At 36.6% G+C, this 15,839-nt stretch carries 17 protein-coding genes; 15 read left to right on the top strand and 2 right to left on the bottom strand.

The window, feature by feature from the left end; translation table 11 throughout:
* The first annotated feature begins 6 nt into the window (after positions 1-6).
* From RU87_RS04310 to RU87_RS04295, 4 genes are all read left to right on the top strand, one after another.
* On the top strand, positions 7-990 hold the full coding sequence (locus RU87_RS04310; protein ID WP_068161204.1) for a nucleoid-associated protein: 984 nt from the start codon (positions 7-9) through the stop codon (positions 988-990).
* 40 nt (positions 991-1,030) lie between these two features.
* Positions 1,031-1,624: a lysozyme family protein gene (locus RU87_RS04305; RefSeq protein ID WP_068161205.1), complete on the top strand. Its 594-nt coding sequence runs from the start codon at positions 1,031-1,033 to the stop codon at positions 1,622-1,624.
* 89 nt (positions 1,625-1,713) lie between these two features.
* The gene (locus RU87_RS04300) at positions 1,714-3,324 is read left to right on the top strand and encodes a chorismate-binding protein (RefSeq protein ID WP_068161208.1); all 1,611 of its coding nucleotides are present in this window, start codon (positions 1,714-1,716) and stop codon (positions 3,322-3,324) included.
* Between the two features lie 69 nt (positions 3,325-3,393).
* The gene (locus RU87_RS04295; protein ID WP_068161212.1) at positions 3,394-4,263 is read left to right on the top strand and encodes a methylenetetrahydrofolate reductase; all 870 of its coding nucleotides are present in this window, start codon (positions 3,394-3,396) and stop codon (positions 4,261-4,263) included.
* 88 nt (positions 4,264-4,351) lie between these two features.
* Here RU87_RS04295 and RU87_RS04290 read toward each other — a convergent pair whose 3' ends face one another.
* The gene (locus tag RU87_RS04290) at positions 4,352-4,627 is read right to left on the bottom strand and encodes an acylphosphatase (RefSeq protein ID WP_068161215.1); all 276 of its coding nucleotides are present in this window, start codon (positions 4,625-4,627) and stop codon (positions 4,352-4,354) included.
* 164 nt (positions 4,628-4,791) lie between these two features.
* Here RU87_RS04290 and RU87_RS04285 point away from each other — a divergent pair, with 164 nt between their 5' ends.
* The 5 genes from RU87_RS04285 (at position 4,792) to rpsD (ending at position 9,223) form a co-directional block, all read left to right on the top strand.
* Entirely contained in the window at positions 4,792-5,577 is a 786-nt protein-coding gene (locus RU87_RS04285; RefSeq protein WP_068161217.1) for an NUDIX domain-containing protein, read from the top strand.
* 71 nt (positions 5,578-5,648) lie between these two features.
* Positions 5,649-6,779, top strand: a complete 1,131-nt coding sequence (locus tag RU87_RS04280; RefSeq protein WP_096835810.1) for a nicotinamide-nucleotide adenylyltransferase — start codon at positions 5,649-5,651, stop codon at positions 6,777-6,779.
* Positions 6,780-6,797: 18 nt separating this feature from the next.
* Positions 6,798-7,550 carry a nicotinamide riboside transporter PnuC gene (gene pnuC / locus RU87_RS04275; protein ID WP_068161221.1) on the top strand — a complete coding sequence of 251 codons (753 nt, stop codon included), beginning with the start codon at positions 6,798-6,800 and terminating at the stop codon, positions 7,548-7,550.
* Between the two features lie 157 nt (positions 7,551-7,707).
* Positions 7,708-8,442 (top strand): TrmH family RNA methyltransferase, encoded by a 735-nt coding sequence (locus RU87_RS04270; protein WP_068161223.1) that lies wholly within the window; start codon positions 7,708-7,710, stop codon positions 8,440-8,442.
* Positions 8,443-8,611: 169 nt separating this feature from the next.
* The gene (gene rpsD / locus RU87_RS04265; protein ID WP_068161226.1) at positions 8,612-9,223 is read left to right on the top strand and encodes a 30S ribosomal protein S4; all 612 of its coding nucleotides are present in this window, start codon (positions 8,612-8,614) and stop codon (positions 9,221-9,223) included.
* A gap of 292 nt (positions 9,224-9,515) precedes the next feature.
* Here rpsD and RU87_RS04260 read toward each other — a convergent pair whose 3' ends face one another.
* On the bottom strand, positions 9,516-10,043 hold the full coding sequence (locus RU87_RS04260) for a hypothetical protein (RefSeq protein ID WP_068161229.1): 528 nt from the start codon (positions 10,041-10,043) through the stop codon (positions 9,516-9,518).
* Positions 10,044-10,315: 272 nt separating this feature from the next.
* Here RU87_RS04260 and RU87_RS09625 point away from each other — a divergent pair, with 272 nt between their 5' ends.
* The 6 genes from RU87_RS09625 (at position 10,316) to RU87_RS04230 (ending at position 15,715) form a co-directional block, all read left to right on the top strand.
* Positions 10,316-10,531, top strand: a complete 216-nt coding sequence (locus RU87_RS09625) for a hypothetical protein (protein WP_068161232.1) — start codon at positions 10,316-10,318, stop codon at positions 10,529-10,531.
* 53 nt (positions 10,532-10,584) lie between these two features.
* Positions 10,585-11,313, top strand: coding sequence for an AzlC family ABC transporter permease (locus RU87_RS04250; protein WP_068161234.1), 729 nt, complete (start codon positions 10,585-10,587; stop codon positions 11,311-11,313).
* Positions 11,313-11,627 carry an AzlD domain-containing protein gene (locus RU87_RS04245; protein WP_068161236.1) on the top strand — a complete coding sequence of 105 codons (315 nt, stop codon included), beginning with the start codon at positions 11,313-11,315 and terminating at the stop codon, positions 11,625-11,627. The genes RU87_RS04250 and RU87_RS04245 overlap by 1 nt, the downstream gene beginning before the upstream one ends.
* A 130-nt stretch (positions 11,628-11,757) precedes the next feature.
* On the top strand, positions 11,758-13,752 hold the full coding sequence (locus RU87_RS04240) for an ABC transporter ATP-binding protein/permease (protein ID WP_068161238.1): 1,995 nt from the start codon (positions 11,758-11,760) through the stop codon (positions 13,750-13,752).
* Between the two features lie 105 nt (positions 13,753-13,857).
* Complete coding sequence (truA, locus tag RU87_RS04235; RefSeq protein ID WP_068161241.1) at positions 13,858-14,619, top strand: tRNA pseudouridine(38-40) synthase TruA; 762 nt, start codon at positions 13,858-13,860, stop codon at positions 14,617-14,619.
* A 109-nt stretch (positions 14,620-14,728) separates the two neighbouring features.
* A complete protein-coding gene (locus tag RU87_RS04230; RefSeq protein ID WP_068161244.1) occupies positions 14,729-15,715 on the top strand; it encodes a GNAT family N-acetyltransferase in 987 nt (328 codons plus the stop codon).
* Positions 15,716-15,839 lie beyond the last annotated feature (124 nt).

Below are 15,839 nucleotides of genomic sequence, written 5' to 3'. Positions count from 1 at the left end.
TTCATAATGGATATCTATATAAAAAAAGCAATCCTACATGCTTTTGATCCGGGAAATCCAGAAATCCTATTTTCTCCAGCACTGATGGAATTAACACCAGTCATGTTGGATTATGTCACGAAAAAAGTAGAAAAAATATACTCTGATGAGGCTAAACGTGGCATTTTATCAGCAGATAATCAATTTTTAAACCTGATTACAGATGATTTTCTAGCCTCAACAAAAGCAGTAGCTAATTTTTGGCGAGAAGCATTTGTTTTATCTGAGAATCAAAAACAAAATGACCTGTTATTTGTCTCTTATGAGATCGATACTCAGCCTCATTTTGCATTTGTTCGATTATCTTTAAGAGATAGTTTTTCGCACGCATTTGATCATAGTAATGGGCAGATTAAGATTGCTAAAACAGAGTCTTCACTCCCTGGAGCAGGCACTGCAGCAGATGAAGCGATCGCAATTAATTGCGCAACATATGCTTACCATCTAATCGAAAAACGGATTAAGTATAATGGAAAAAGCTATCATTATATTTCAGAAAATTTGCTTTGTGAGCAACCAGAAATTTCAGTAAATAAGGCGATAAAAGCCATTAAAAAAACTGCTGAATCTGTTGCAAAGTCTTTTGATGATGATGATTTTGCCTTTTCTCAAAAGGTACAAAATACTGTTTTTCATGCTGTGGAAAAACAAGAAAATCTTAGTCCAGAGCATTTGGCAGATCAATTGTTTTCGGACAATTTGACGGCTAAACTAGCGTTTAAAGATCAAGTCAAAGAAGCGATACCTAATCAGATACGGTTTGAGCAAATGCCTATGGATAAGATTGAAAAAAAATTATCCAATCAAAAATTATCGTTATCAAATGGTATCGAGATGAGTGTGCCTCAAACACTGTATGAAGATGCAGAAAGTGTTGAATTCATTCAAAATAATGATGGCACATATTCTATTATTATCAAAAATATTGAAGAAATAAAAAATAAATGGTAATCATCTACCGTTAATCATCTAGCAACAAAAAGGAGGAGCAGTGCTAAAATTTATAAAAAGAGTATTGTTCATCGTTATTATACTAGGTGTTGGGTTTTGGATATATCGGACACACGAAAATGTTAAAAGCGTCATGCAATATGATGGCTACGTGACACAGACTCTGAACAAATATGGCGTTTCTGGTAATCGGGATTTAGTACTAGCGATTATTTATACAGAAACTAAAGGTAAGCATACGGATGTCATGCAATCTACTGAATCTACGCATGAAACGATTGAAACAGAAGAGGACAGTATTCACCAAGGTATCACAAACTTAACAGAAGTGTTAGCTTACGCCAATGAAAAAGGTGTTGATATCTGGACAGGTGTACAAGCCTATAATTTTGGTAAAGCGTATGTTGATTATATTGCCAAAAATGGTGGTAAGAATACACTACCATTATCAGAAGCTTATTCTAGAGATGTTGTTGCGCCTAGTCTTGGGAATAAGACAGGCGATGAATATTATCATGTGACGATAAATTCTCTTTTGTTTAACAAAGGAAAACTCTATAAAGATGGCGGAAACATATTCTACGCTAAAGAAGTACGTTGGAATATGAGACTGATTCAATTATTTAACTGGTGAAAACCAGTTTTTTTTGTTATTTTTAGGCTCAATACTGTAGAGTCAAGTGTAGAAAGCTGTATGGAAATTTTTGATATAATAAAACTACTATGATAATTTATGATGATAAAAAATTTGAAGATGCAATTATCACACTAACTGCTTTTGATACTGCTAGCTTTATATCTGCCCTATCAGAGCTTGAAAAATGGCAAGCAACACATTACGCTGTAGGCTATATTCGTTATGAAGCCAAAGATATTTTTTTAGGTAAAATGATCACTAGTCAGACACCGCTTTTATATTTTCAAATCTTTGATAGGTACAGTCCTTATCAAGCAAAACCTGTCGATAAGATAAGTTTAGCACCACAGGCTACCTTGAGTTTTGAAGCCTATGCTGAAGCAATTGATCAGATAAAGCGTGCACAACGCCAAGGTGATACCTACGAGGTGAACTATACCTATGATTATGAGGTTGCATTTGATGGGGATGAGTTTGAGCTGTATGAGTACTTACTAACACGGCAAAAGACGCCGTATAATACGTTTATTAAAAATGAGTATGATACTTTATTAAGTTTTTCGCCTGAACTTTTTTTTGAAATTGAGGATCAGCATATCATCACACGTCCTATGAAAGGCACTGTCAAACGTGGGCAGTCACCTGAAGAAGATGCAGCTCTGATTAATTTTTTAAAGACTGATATCAAAAATAAAGCTGAAAATGTGATGATCGTTGACTTGATGAGAAATGATATCGGACGTATTGCGAAAAATGGGAGCGTAGCGGTCACAAAATTATTTGATGTGGAAACACATCCGACTGTCCACCAGATGACGTCTCAAATAGAAGCGGACTTGCTAGCAGGGACATCTTTATATGCTATTTTAGCTGCGCTTTTTCCTAATGGCTCAGTAACAGGGGCACCTAAGTTATCTACCATGTCGCTTATTGATCAGATTGAGCAGGGATCTAGAGATATTTATTGTGGTGCTGTTGGCTTCCTTAGTCCCACTAAACAGATATTTAGCGTGCCTATTCGTATTTTACAGCGACAAACAGCTAGTCCAAATTTTAAATATCGCGTAGGTGGTGCCATCGTGTGGGATTCAGAGACAAGTGATGAATGGCTAGAAACACAAGCAAAAACACAGTTTTTACAAGATGACCCTAAGTTAATTGAGACGATAAAAGTTGAAAATGGGCAACTGGTATTTAAAGATGAGCATTTAGCTCGCTTAAGACAATCTGCTAAAGTTTATGGTTACACTCTTAAAGAGGAGCAATGGGATAACTTACCAACTCAAGATGGGATGATGCGCGTTGCGCTTTCTCGCGAGGGAGAGCTTGACGTCACTTATCGCGCGCCACGGCCATTTGATAAAGTCACGATTTCTCCTATGCGTGTAGATAGCAAACAGGACTTTTTGTATCATAAGTCAAGTTATCGACCGTATTACAATTTAAAAGATGAACTTTTTTTTAATGAACGTGGCGAATTAACAGAAATGTCTAGGGCAAATGTTGTGCTAGAAATAAATGGTCAATGGCTAACGCCACCAGTTTCAAGTGGTTTATTACCAGGTATCTATCGAGACTACTTGATCAGTAGTGGTAAGTGTCAAGAACAAGTATTATATCACTCAGATTTACTAAATGCAGATAAAATTTTCTGTTGTAACGCTGTACAAGGGATACAAGAAGTTATTTTGGTATAACTTTAAGCTATAACAAACACCTATTTTTAACAAGTTTTAAACTATAACAAAAGCTGTTAGAATAGTGTTATGAAAATAACCGATATCTATAAAACAAAAAATAAAAAAGACAAAGCTGTTATATCACTAGAGATTTTTCCGCCCAAAACCGATGCTGGGGTTGAGACGATTTATAAGACAGTTGCAGGATTGACCCATAAACCTGATTTTATTAGTGTGACCTATGGTGCGATGGGGAGTGCTACTCAGGAGAATAAAACCCTAAAAATTGCTGAAAAAATCAAGAAAGATTACGGGATTGAAACGATGCACCACCTAACATCGATTAATAATGATCCAGAAGAAATCTCAAAAATACTCAGCGATATTAAAGCAAAGAACGTTAATAATATCCTAGCCTTAAGAGGAGATAGGCCTGTTGGTGCTGAGATTAGCAAGTTACCTGATGACTACCATTATGCTTATGAATTAATTGAAGACATCAAAAAAAATGGTGATTTTGATGTTGCTGCGGCTATCTACCCAGAAGGTCATGTTAATAGTGCCCTAGAGGTAGAAAATATAGAGCATGTCAAGCGAAAATATGAAGCGGGTGCCAATCTATTTGTCAGCCAGCTCTTCTTTGATAATGAAAAATTCTTAAGATTAAACGATTATATCAGACATTCAGGAATTGAAGCACCTATCGCTGCAGGTATTATGCCAGTGCTTCAAAAATCTCAAATTGAACGGATGATATTTTTCGGAGCAAGTCTCCCAACGCGGTTAATCAAGATTGTGAATAAATATAAAGATTCACCAGATGATTTACAAAAAGCAGGGATGGAATATGCCTGTAAACAAATAGATGATTTATTGGCAAGAGGCGTTGATGGCGTACATATCTATACGATGAATAAACCATTTGTTGCCAATACCATGATGGAGCACTATCTGTGACTCGGTTAGTGAGTTTAAGCGCTCAGCTTGTCTCACGATGTTATATAGAAAAACCCCCACCTCAACATAAAGTGAGGTGGGGGTTTATTTAGTTAAGCATGTTAAAGTCATCAAAATCTGAAAAATTTGCTAATTTGACATCTAGATAGCTGACTTTACCAAAGGGTGTAGGGGATTTTCGGATATCACTGATAAATTTTTGAAGTTTCAGTTTATCATCAGCCTGTGCTTGAATTAAGACAGAGCCATCATCCATATTCTTGACAGTGCCTTTGATACCCAGTTGATTGGCTAATTGAAATGTCGCATAGCGAAACCCTACCCCTTGTACACGTCCTGTCGCAATCAAGGTCACTTTATACATATGACTTACCTTCCTTTGATCTAGTGTGTTTGATTAAATTATATCAAAAGTGGCTAAGATAGGCTGAGATAAGCATGAAAAAGTTGATTAGGGTATAATGACTAGATTATTTTTTATCAACTTAGGTGTTGACACCTCTAATAAAAGTATGTTATACTTTTATTATGAAAAAAGATAAACGATACTATGAAACAAAAGCCAGTGAAGCAGAGTATCTCGCATGGTACAAAACACAAGATTGGGGCAGTTATGACAAACCTGCGATGACAGTCGATAACCTTATCTTTGGGTTTGATCCATCAGATGAGCAATTAAAAATTCTGCTAATTGAGAGAAAAGCGCATCCCTTTAAAGGAAAATTCGCTTTGGTTGGTGGATTTGTAGAGCCGACTGAATCAGCTAAAGCAGCTGCATTACGTGAGACGACTGAAGAGACAGGTGTCAGGATTACAGATAATAGACAAATGTGGCAAATTGGTGCATTTACAGATCCAAAACGAGACCCTAGACAATGGATCATCTCGATTGCTCACGCGACATTTCTATATCCTTTTGTCTCACCACAAGCAGGAGATGATGCGTTGCAAGCCAAGTGGTTTACCATAACGCATACTGCAGAAAATGAATTAGCATTTAAGCATCCTGATGAAACGGTTACCTTAGATGATTTAGCATTTGACCATAAAGCAATCGTGTTGGCTACTTTTAAGCGTATTAAAGAGAGTTTAGATGTGACACCGGATATTCTGCGTGTCTTAGGTGAAACATTTATCTCGACAGATGCCCTAGTCGTCTTAAAGCACTTTGATACAAAATTCGAAGACTATTCGACTGGTAATTTTGTGAAAACCTATGTTAAAAATAATCCAATCTTGATGGATACAGGGTTGTTTGAACAAAATCCCCAAAAACCAGGTAGACCTAAAAAGATTTTGCGTTTTAGAAGCTGATAAGACATCTCTATAGTCGATTTACTGCTGAGTAGTAGAGTAGTCTAGGAAGATAACAAGAGGAACAAATGATGGAAATTAATAATATTAGTAAGCGAAAACTAACAGGACAGCACATTGGCATTACTTTTGGCACTTTTGCACCGCTCCATGTTGGACACCAACAATTAATCTATAAATCTTTGATGAACCATGATGCAGCGCTTGTTATCGTCTCAGGCAGTGATGGTGATCGTGGCGATAAGATTGGTTTATCTCTAGAAAAGCGATTTCGCTATCTGAGAGAAGCCTATAATGACGAAGCTAACTTACGCGTTGCGATGTTGAATGAAAATGACATCCCAACATATCCACAAGGCTGGGATGAATGGACATTACACTTGCTTAGAAGTATTGCCTTAAATATCGAAGGTGTGTTTGAAGCAACTAACTTTACGATTTATGTGAGTGAACCAGAATATCAAGTAGAACTTGAAAAAAGATTACCTCAAAATGTTCAGGTCGCACTTCAAAATAGAAAGAGTATTGCCATATCAGCTACTGAAATTCGAGAAAATCCTGTTAGACATTGGGAAAAAATCAATCGTGTCTTTAGACGTCATTTTACAAAGAAAGTAATCATTGCAGGGTCAGCTAGTACCGGTAAATCAACGTTAGTGCGACGCTTGGCACGCTCTATCAATGCACCATTTTCTGAAGAATATGCTAGATTATATGAAGAGACGGCTAACATCACAGATGAAGAGTTGACTGCAAGTGATTATGCAAATTTTATCATCGGACAAAGTCGTGCCAATTATAATGAAATTTGTAGCCCATCTAATAACGGTGTCACATTTTTTGATACAGATGCGATTGTAACTAAAGCCTATGCTGACTTGTATTTATCGAAAACAGAAAATGAACAGCTGAATGATTTATTTGACATTACAATCGCCAAAGAGACATTTGATTTAATTTTAGTAATCCCTCCAGTTACAGCCTATGTCGATGATGGCTTTCGGAATATGGAATGGGAAAATAGCCGACATGACTATCATCAGAAACTCATGTGGTATTTTAAACAGTATGGGTTTGAAGACAAGATTGTTTTATTAGATCAAGAAGGTCAAACACCCCAAGAAGGATTTTATCTCAGGTACCAACAGGCCGTACAAGCTTTAGAAACACATTTAAACATCAAAATAGAGCACCTACAATGAAAAATAGAGGAAAAGATTATGCATACAAAACTCAGCACTTTAGCTATCGGATTAAAAAAATGTTTAACGCCTAAAGTCGTCTTCCAAGAATTAGGATCACTCTCACGTCAAGACTATCTCTTACTTGCTATCTTACTTGTGTCACAAGTCGTCGCTTTTATATTTTCAGGTACCTTTGATACCATGAGTATCTTATCTTTGATCGTAGGTGTCGTTACGATTATGAACTTGATTTTAGTCAATAGAGGCCGTTTGACCAATTTTACATTTGGGATTATTGCAACTGTTTTTTGGCTAATTGTTGCGGCACAAACACGTTTAGTAGGGGATGTTTTTTCACAAAGTTACTATCTCATCATGCAATTTATCGGTATTTATGCTTGGCAAAAAGATATGCTATCAACGCATAAAGCAGAAGTCACACCTAAAAAAATCACAATGACTCGCGCGATGATTGCTATTCTTGGCTTCGCTATACTCTATGGTTTAGTTTTATTGACAAGTCATCATCTTGGCGGCCAACAAATTGTTTTAGATGCGACATTATTACCACTAGCGATCATTAGTCAACTGTTAATGACGTATGGTTACCGTAGTCAATGGATCGGTTGGTTATTAATAGACGCAATCAATGTCATCATTTGGTTTAATACATGGCAAAGTACAGGTAATTCAGTGTTTGGGATGTTTATCTTACAAATCGCCATGCTAGTTAATGCTGTGTATGGCGCATATATCTGGTTTCATAAAACCGCTGCTGGAGAAAAATAGACTATCGGTACGATTAGATAAAAATAAATATCTTGCTATAAAGGATCAAACCGTCCTTTATCAAGATATTTTTTTATGAGGAAATATAGCATCGCTAGTATATTACTAATGGGGTTAGCTATTGACAGTAACCTTGTATTACAGATATAATGGAGCAATGGAAATGATCACATCAAAAGATAATGCACGCATCAAAAATGCGAAAAAACTTTACAAGAAAAAAAATAGAGTCGATACTTATTTAGTAGAAGGTGTCCATTTATATGAAGAAGCTTGCCAATCTGATGCTGAGATTAAGCAAGTTTTTGTGACAGAAAAATTTGGTCATTTACCAGATGTGACACTTGTATCTGATGAGGTAATGAAATTTTTATCGGATGCCGAAACGCCTCAAGGGATTATAACAGAAGTCAGTTTACCATCTGATCAACTCGTACCTAGTTTGTTTACAAAATTACTCATTTTAGAAAACGTGCAAGACCCGGGAAATGTTGGCACGATGATCCGTACTGCAGATGCAGCAGGGTTCTCTGGTGTGGTATTGACTAAAGGCAGTGCAGATGTTTACTCGCCAAAAGTCCTTAGAACCATGCAAGGCTCACAGTTTCATTTACCTGTTGTTCAAGATGTAGAGGCACTTACCTGTTATCAACAGTTAGCAGATGCAGATGTTGCTGTCATTGCGACAACCTTATCTGATGAATCAGTAGATTATAAAACGATTAAAACACCTGAAAAATTTGCCTTGATTATGGGAAATGAGGGATCAGGTATTACGACTGAAACAGCAAATACGGCGGATATCTTAGCACATATCTCGATGCCGGGACAAGCAGAATCTTTAAATGTTGCTGTAGCGGCTGGTATTTTAATGTTCTCCTTGACAGATTAGGGTTACCATGATATACTGATAAGGTTGAGTTATGCAGCCGCGAGATAGGGCATCGTCAACATATCCAGTGTTACCAAGTAACCAAAGCTGTGAGGCGAACTGGATATGCACGAACCGGAAGCTTGCCAAATCATGCTCTTCAAATATTATTTTTGAAGGAGACATATTCATGTCACGTTATACAGGTCCATCATGGAAACAATCACGTCGCTTAGGCGTATCACTTACAGGTACTGGTAAAGAAATTTCACGTCGTAACTACGTACCAGGTCAACACGGTCCAAACAACCGCTCTAAACTTTCTGAGTACGGTTTGCAATTGGCTGAAAAACAAAAACTTCGTTTTACTTACGGTATCTCTGAACGTCAATTCCGTAACTTGTTTGTTCAAGCAACAAAAGCTAAAGAAGGTACACTTGGTTTTAACTTCATGTTACTTCTTGAACGTCGTCTTGATAACGTTGTTTACCGTCTTGGTTTAGCAACAACTCGTCGTCAAGCACGTCAATTCGTTAACCACGGTCATATCTTGGTTAACGGTTCACGCGTTGATATCCCTTCATACCGTGTAAACACTGGTGATGTGATTTCAGTTCGCGAAAAATCAATCAAAGTACCAGCAATCCTTGAAGCTGTTGAAGCAACTCTTGGACGTCCAAGCTTTATCACTTTTGATGCTGATAAACTTGAAGGTACATTCACACGTTTACCAGAACGTGACGAAATCAACCCAGAAATCAACGAAGCACTTATCGTTGAATACTACAACAAACAAATGTAATATCATAAAAGCTCTAAGCCTTTGTTTCAAAGGCCTTAGAGCTCTTTTTGTTCTTGATTTTTATTAAAAGTGGCGAGAAAGGGGCAAAAACTAGCAAATTTATTTAGTATTTTCTGTTTCATGAGTATCAATACTTAGTGTCAATCTCTCGTCAAAGTGACCAGCTCTTTCTACTATCGCTTTTAGTGGGTAATTTTAATTCTGCGAGAATTGATATATAAGGATGTATACGATAAAGCAAGATACTAAAAAACCAACGACCATATGATCATTGGTTTTTTAACAGATGAAATTAGTTGACTGCATCTGTATCACTTTGTGTAATTAAGATATTTGCTAATTCAGTTTTATCAGGTTTCAGATAAATAACTCGTATTTTTACGTCAGGAACCATTGCTTTAATACCATCGATGACAGGCTTCATTCCTTTTACTAAAGTAGGTTTCAAAGCTGTTGCATCTATCTCTATACCAGGATCTTTTGCATAAGTGTACTTGTAGATAATAGTATGATTATCACCTTTTTCAACTGCAATGTCTGAGTATGTACCACCAGATTGTTTTTTTATCTGTTCAGTTTGAGATTGAGCTGCACTGATCATGGTATCAAAGTGATCAGTTGAATTAGTGTTACTTGTAGTGTTATTCGACTTTGATTCAGATGATTTAGATGATTCAGATGATTTAGATGAATCAGATTTTTTAGATTCTGAGATGCTGGATTTTGAACTTGAAGACGTAGCTGTATCTTTATTGCCACAACCCGACAACGTTACCAATAAAACAGTAGCAGTTAAAATAGTAAATATTTTCTTTTTCATAATCTCTCCTTTGTTATTAAAAATTAATTCCTTGCTAACCTAATTATATCATACATTTCTTAAACTCTTAATTTTATATAACAAAAATAAGAAATATTTAGATTATAGTGAAGCTTACTTTAACGCTATCCTTGATGAAGTAATTAGCGGTAATACTGACATGTGTGATTGCCTAATTACGCTTATTCTGATTATTATCTGTCGTTTCTACTGATACGATATTTTTTAATTTTCATCTTAGATCACTTTAATAATGCTATGTTGCAACAGAAATGGTTCTAGTAGAACAGGGAATAATTGGTGGAGATTTGAACACGGGAGTGTTTGCAAGAAAGATAAATTTTGATAATCTTTATATTTGGTTGATACTTACAGTTATTGCGCTGATGCAAATGGCACTTGCCTTATCTAAATTCATACTGAACTTGGGATATTTACCAGTTTTTATACTTTATCTTATTTTTTCTGTGTTTATTGATTTAATGTAAAACCTAACTTTTTTTTGTTATAATATGCCTATTACACTCTAGGAGTTTATAAGATGAAAAATAAGGTGACGTTTTGGGACGGTGTACGCTCAGCGATCCCAGTTAGTTTGAGCTATATTAGTATTGGTGCAGCTTTTGGGATCGTGGCTAGTGCCCAAGGCTATAGTATTTGGCAAGTATTTTGTTTGTCAGTCTTTTTATATGCAGGTGCTTCACAGTTTATTATCGTTGCAATGATGGCAGTTAACACGCCAATATCTATCATGGTTTTGACTGTATTTTTAGTGAATTTCAGGATGTTTTTGCAAAGTCTAGTGACGAGTCAAGTATTTCCGAATCAATCCTTGATATCTGGTTTACTGATGGGGTCATTGATTACAGATGAATCATTTGGGGTATTAACGCTAGAGCAGGCAAAACGCTCGCCTATCACACCGATGTGGATGCATGGTGTAAATGTCATGAGTTACTTGACATGGGTATTATCGACAGTTATCGTAACAGCTTTAGGTAGTTTGATCCCAAACCCAGAAAAATACGGTATCGACTATGCCTTAGTTGCCATGTTCATTGGCTTATTAGCCTTGACGATAGACTCGATGGTGACACATGAAAAATTATCGGTAGTGTTTACTGTTATGATTGCCTCTATACTCATTTACGTTTTTGTGGGGATCTGGGCATCTAGTTACTTAGCTGTATTAATTGCGACGGTTATCGGTGCTTTGGTTGGTGCGTTATTAACCTCGCCTAAACAAGATCAGACAGTGGAGGTCGCCTGATGTATTTCTATCTTACTTTAGTGTTAAGCGTCAGTGTCACGTGGATAACCAGAGTTATCCCTTTTCCACTTGCTAAAGCAATCCAATTTCCGCCATTTTTTAAACGTTTTTTAACCTATCTATCCTTATCAATGATGACAAGTTTATTACTCTCTGAATTACTGGTCTTGCATCAGGGAAGTTTGCCAAGTCTTGATTGGATGCGAACTTTAGCCATGATCCCTTCTTTTTTGGTCGGTTACTTTCGAAAGTCCTTAATGTTATCTGTCTTGACTGGTGTTATTGTGATGGCTTGTCTACGCTTGATGAGTTGATGTTGTTGCCCTATAAAATGATAATTGCGCATTAATAAACTGAAAAATAGGCCTTTAGACCCATGAAAATTTACTGAAAAAACTTTACAATAAATGAGAAAGTAATTTTAGAAAAGGGAAGGTCATATTAATGACAATTTTAACATTGAACAACATTAGGAAATCTTATTTTCTTGGTAAAGAAGAATTTCCAGTGCTAAAAGGGATTGACTTGAGTTTTGACAAAGGTGATTTTGTCTCAATTCTTGGTGAATCTGGTGGTGGTAAATCTACCTTGATGAATATCATCGGTGGATTAGATCGTAAATACGATGGTGAAGTCATCGTGAATGGTGTTAAGCAAGCTGATAAAAAAGAAAAATCAATGGATGAGTATCGTAGAGATACTGTTGGCTTTATTTTTCAATCCTTTAACTTGGTCAGCTATCTGAGTGTTTTAGATAATGTCTTGATTTCACTTAAGATGACGAATCTATCTCACAAAGCACAAATACAAAAAGCTGAAGCACTATTAAAACAAGTAGGATTATTCGAACATAAAAAGAAAAATCCAAATCAGTTATCAGGAGGACAAAAGCAACGGGTTGCGATTGCTCGTGCACTTGCTAACGATCCTGATATTATTATTGCGGATGAGCCCACTGGTGCACTTGATTCACAAAACACACAAGACGTATTGACAATTCTGTCAGATATTGCTAAAAGTGGTAAAACAGTCATCGTGGTAACACATTCACAAGAAGTAGCAGATCATGGGACAAGAATCGTTCATCTAGCAGATGGTCAAGTAACGTCTGATGAACGGATCAAACCAGCTTACCCAGCAGTTGAAAAAGCACGTGATTTTAAAACAAAAACACTATCATTTTCTGCTAAAACAAGAATGGCTTCACAACACTTTCTACATAACTGGAAACAAAATTTGATGATTATGATTGGTGTAGCCATCGGATTATTCTCTGTTATGTTTTTCCTTGGCCTAGGAAATGGTGCTAAAGGCTATATGAATAAGATGGTTACTGATTTAGCTAATCCTAATGTACCTCTTGTCATGAAGCGTGTGACAGAAGATAATAACAAGAAAAATGATGAAGCCATGGGTGAAAGTCAACAGTCGATGATCGTTAATAGTGAAAAAACAGCGATTACAGATACACTGGTTGATAAAGTCGCCAAGTTAGATCATGTTAAAAAAGTTGAAAAAGGCTTTAACGTAATGCCTGCTAATTTAGAGGTGACGATTGGGACGACTAAAGAACCTTTCAGACAAATTCAAACTTGGACAGACATGAATACGGATAGTTCACTCTTAACTGGTGAAAAACCTGGACAAAACGAAGTGGTTGTGACAGATACTTTTGCCAAAAAATGGGATAAATCAAATTGGAAAAAATTAGTTGGTAAAACAATCCATATCAGCTATAAGATGGCTGATGCAGCTGGAAAAGAAGTTGATATCGCTCAAGACCTCAAAGTTTCAGGTGTCATCAAAGGAAATGCAGCAACTAATGCCCTAACGATGAACTTTAAAACAGTGTCACAAACTTTTAAAGATAAAGGGCTAGTGAGTGAACCTAACTATATCGTACCAACGATTGATGATAGTCATAATGTAGATAGTGTGGTTAAGAAAATCCAATCATTGAAAACAAATGGTAAAAAAGACTTTGTTACGTTCTCTGTTGGGACAGTATTGGAGCCAATCAATACGATTACCTCTATCGTAACGATTGTCTTAGCTATGATTGCGGGGATTTCACTATTAGTTAGTTTGATGATGATTATCGCAACAACTTACATGTCAGTCGCTGAAAGAACGAAAGAAATTGGTATTCTTCGCGCTTTAGGTGCACGTAAACGTGATATTCGGTCATTATTTGTCGTTGAAACAATTATTTTAGGACTAGCCTCAGCAGTCTTAGGGATTATTGTGGCTTTCATAGGTCAAGTAATCGTTAACTCAGCAGTTAGTAACTTACTTGATAAATACAGTATTATTCAAGTATCTGCAGGAGCTGTTATTGGTAGCATTATCATTGCAATCATCATTGCCTTGTTTGCTAGTTTGATGCCTGCTGGTAAAGCTGCATCACTCAATCCAATCGAAGCGTTATCAAACGATTAAATTTTTAAAAAAGACTGTTTAAGTCTTTTTTTATTGGTTACGAAGATAAAACGTGAATAGTTGATGGTGTTGAAGGTTGCGCTGTGAACGTGTTATAATGTGTCTATGATAAGATATAAAGCAATTATAGCCTATGATGGAACAGATTTTTCTGGTTTTCAAATACAAGATAATGGCCGAACAGTCCAAGAAGAACTCGAGCGTGTCTTGATGAAGCTCTCATCTGGGCAAGAGATTAAAATACATGGCTCTGGTCGGACCGATAGTGGTGTACATGCCTTGGGACAAGTCATACATTTTGATTTACCTCATGCGCGTGATCCAGAGAAATTACGGTTTGCTTTGGATACACAGTCGCCTTGCGATATTAATATATTAAGTGTAACAGCAGTTAGTGATGCCTTTCATTCACGATTTAATCCACATCATAAGACTTATCGCTATCATCTGACGACTTCTCGTGCGGCTAATCCGTTGACCAGACGCACGAGTTTTCATGTGCCTAAGCTTGATGCTTATGATGAAATGGTAGCGGGTGCTAACTTATTAGTTGGGACGCATGATTTCACCGGATTTACAGCTTCTGGTACAACGATTGAGTATAAAGTAAGAACGATCACAGACGTCACAGTTGAACGCAAAAATGAAGACGAGGTAGTGATTAGTTTTTCTGGTAATGGATTTTTATATAAACAGGTCAGAAATATGGTCGGTACGCTTATAAAAATTGGATCTGGCAAGTGGCCAGCTCGCAGAATAACTGAGATTATCAAGGCAGAAAATCGTGATTTGGCAGGGCCAACCGCACCAGCACACGGCTTATGCTTAGTTGAAGTCATTTACAGAGATGATGTGAGTCCAGAGTAAGCTACTTTTAGTTTTTGATAATATGATCACCTAGCTATTTAGTTGCCGACTATCTGATATTATGAGATAATATTATGATCAATAGTCCGCTAGACCGTAAGGAGAAAAAATGACAGCACAAGAGTGTTTAACTTTAGCCAAATACGCATTTCACAAAGCGCCAACAGGTGGAGATGACGCGTTCTATAAGTTACTTGAACAATCGACACTACATACGCATAAGGTAGATAGCCAAGTCACAAGTATGATTGTCGATACCCAGTTTAAAGTCTATTTTCGAGACCAAATTGTCCCAATGTCTGGTATCGGTTATGTCGCAAGTTACCCAGAATATAGAGGAAATGGTGCAGCAAGTCAGTTGATGACTGAAATTCTTCAAGAAAATTATAAGCAAGAGACGATTTTTTCTTACTTAGCACCTTTTTCATATGCTTTTTATGGCCAATTTGGCTATCATTATGTATTTGATCAAAAACACTATTACTTAAACTCTACTGATTTTCCAAGAGGCAAGAAAACAGACTTGACAGTAAAAAGACTATCTTTTGATCAAGCAAAAGCAGATTTAGCTGATGTACATGGCAAAGCAAATAATAACGGTAGTTTATATCGTCAAGACTTTGAGTGGTCATATTATTTTGAGATTAAAAAGCAGCCACTTTTTGCTATCTTTTACCAAGGTGAACACCCAACAGGCTATGTCATCTATGAATTTAAAGACATGACATTTGTCATTCATGAGATGATTTTTTTAGATGAAACTGCCAAACAGGCCATCTATCGGTTTGTATCTAGCCATGCTGGTGCATTTGATGAGATCAGCTATACTGCACCTTCAGACAGCCGTCTTGAAGCAGATATGCTTGAACCGAGTCAAGCAAAGATTAGCTTGCTCCCCTACATGATGGCACGTATCGTCAATCTCAAAGCATTTTTAAAACATTTTCCTATTAAGGAAAACAAACAATTTACCATCATAGATGATATCTTACCAGAAAATAACTTATCGTTTGGTGAAGGTGAAAAAGTCACGATGACCATCGGCGAATTCACAAAATATGTGATGCGTGATGTGATCTTGCGGGAGTATTTTTAAGCAGATATGATATGGGTACTAGAAGTTAGTCTCGATAGTAGGATTTACAAGGAGTTTAACGATTAGCTTAGTGGCGTGAAGATAATTCATTCAACTGATTCATTGCCTTAAAAATCGAGTTTGA

This window comes from Pseudolactococcus plantarum (assembly GCF_002441715.1).
Taxonomy (GTDB): domain Bacteria; phylum Bacillota; class Bacilli; order Lactobacillales; family Streptococcaceae; genus Pseudolactococcus; species Pseudolactococcus plantarum.
This window is presented reverse-complemented; position numbering and strand designations above follow the sequence as displayed.

Excerpts from the sequence above, each read along its gene's own strand:
- RU87_RS04240 (WP_068161238.1), top strand. The coding sequence starts at position 11,758 with ATGACAATTTTAACATTGAACAACATTAGGAAATCTTATTTTCTTGGT.
- RU87_RS04295 (WP_068161212.1), top strand. The coding sequence starts at position 3,394 with ATGAAAATAACCGATATCTATAAAACAAAAAATAAAAAAGACAAAGCT.
- RU87_RS09625 (WP_068161232.1), top strand. The coding sequence starts at position 10,316 with ATGGTTCTAGTAGAACAGGGAATAATTGGTGGAGATTTGAACACGGGA.
- RU87_RS04245 (WP_068161236.1), top strand. The coding sequence starts at position 11,313 with ATGTATTTCTATCTTACTTTAGTGTTAAGCGTCAGTGTCACGTGGATA.
- truA (WP_068161241.1), top strand. The coding sequence starts at position 13,858 with ATGATAAGATATAAAGCAATTATAGCCTATGATGGAACAGATTTTTCT.
- RU87_RS04285 (WP_068161217.1), top strand. The coding sequence starts at position 4,792 with ATGAAAAAAGATAAACGATACTATGAAACAAAAGCCAGTGAAGCAGAG.
- RU87_RS04290 (WP_068161215.1), bottom strand. The coding sequence starts at position 4,627 with ATGTATAAAGTGACCTTGATTGCGACAGGACGTGTACAAGGGGTAGGG.
- RU87_RS04270 (WP_068161223.1), top strand. The coding sequence starts at position 7,708 with ATGGAAATGATCACATCAAAAGATAATGCACGCATCAAAAATGCGAAA.
- RU87_RS04280 (WP_096835810.1), top strand. The coding sequence starts at position 5,649 with ATGGAAATTAATAATATTAGTAAGCGAAAACTAACAGGACAGCACATT.
- RU87_RS04310 (WP_068161204.1), top strand. The coding sequence starts at position 7 with ATGGATATCTATATAAAAAAAGCAATCCTACATGCTTTTGATCCGGGA.
- pnuC (WP_068161221.1), top strand. The coding sequence starts at position 6,798 with ATGCATACAAAACTCAGCACTTTAGCTATCGGATTAAAAAAATGTTTA.
- RU87_RS04260 (WP_068161229.1), bottom strand. The coding sequence starts at position 10,043 with ATGAAAAAGAAAATATTTACTATTTTAACTGCTACTGTTTTATTGGTA.
- RU87_RS04300 (WP_068161208.1), top strand. The coding sequence starts at position 1,714 with ATGATAATTTATGATGATAAAAAATTTGAAGATGCAATTATCACACTA.
- RU87_RS04250 (WP_068161234.1), top strand. The coding sequence starts at position 10,585 with ATGAAAAATAAGGTGACGTTTTGGGACGGTGTACGCTCAGCGATCCCA.
- RU87_RS04230 (WP_068161244.1), top strand. The coding sequence starts at position 14,729 with ATGACAGCACAAGAGTGTTTAACTTTAGCCAAATACGCATTTCACAAA.
- rpsD (WP_068161226.1), top strand. The coding sequence starts at position 8,612 with ATGTCACGTTATACAGGTCCATCATGGAAACAATCACGTCGCTTAGGC.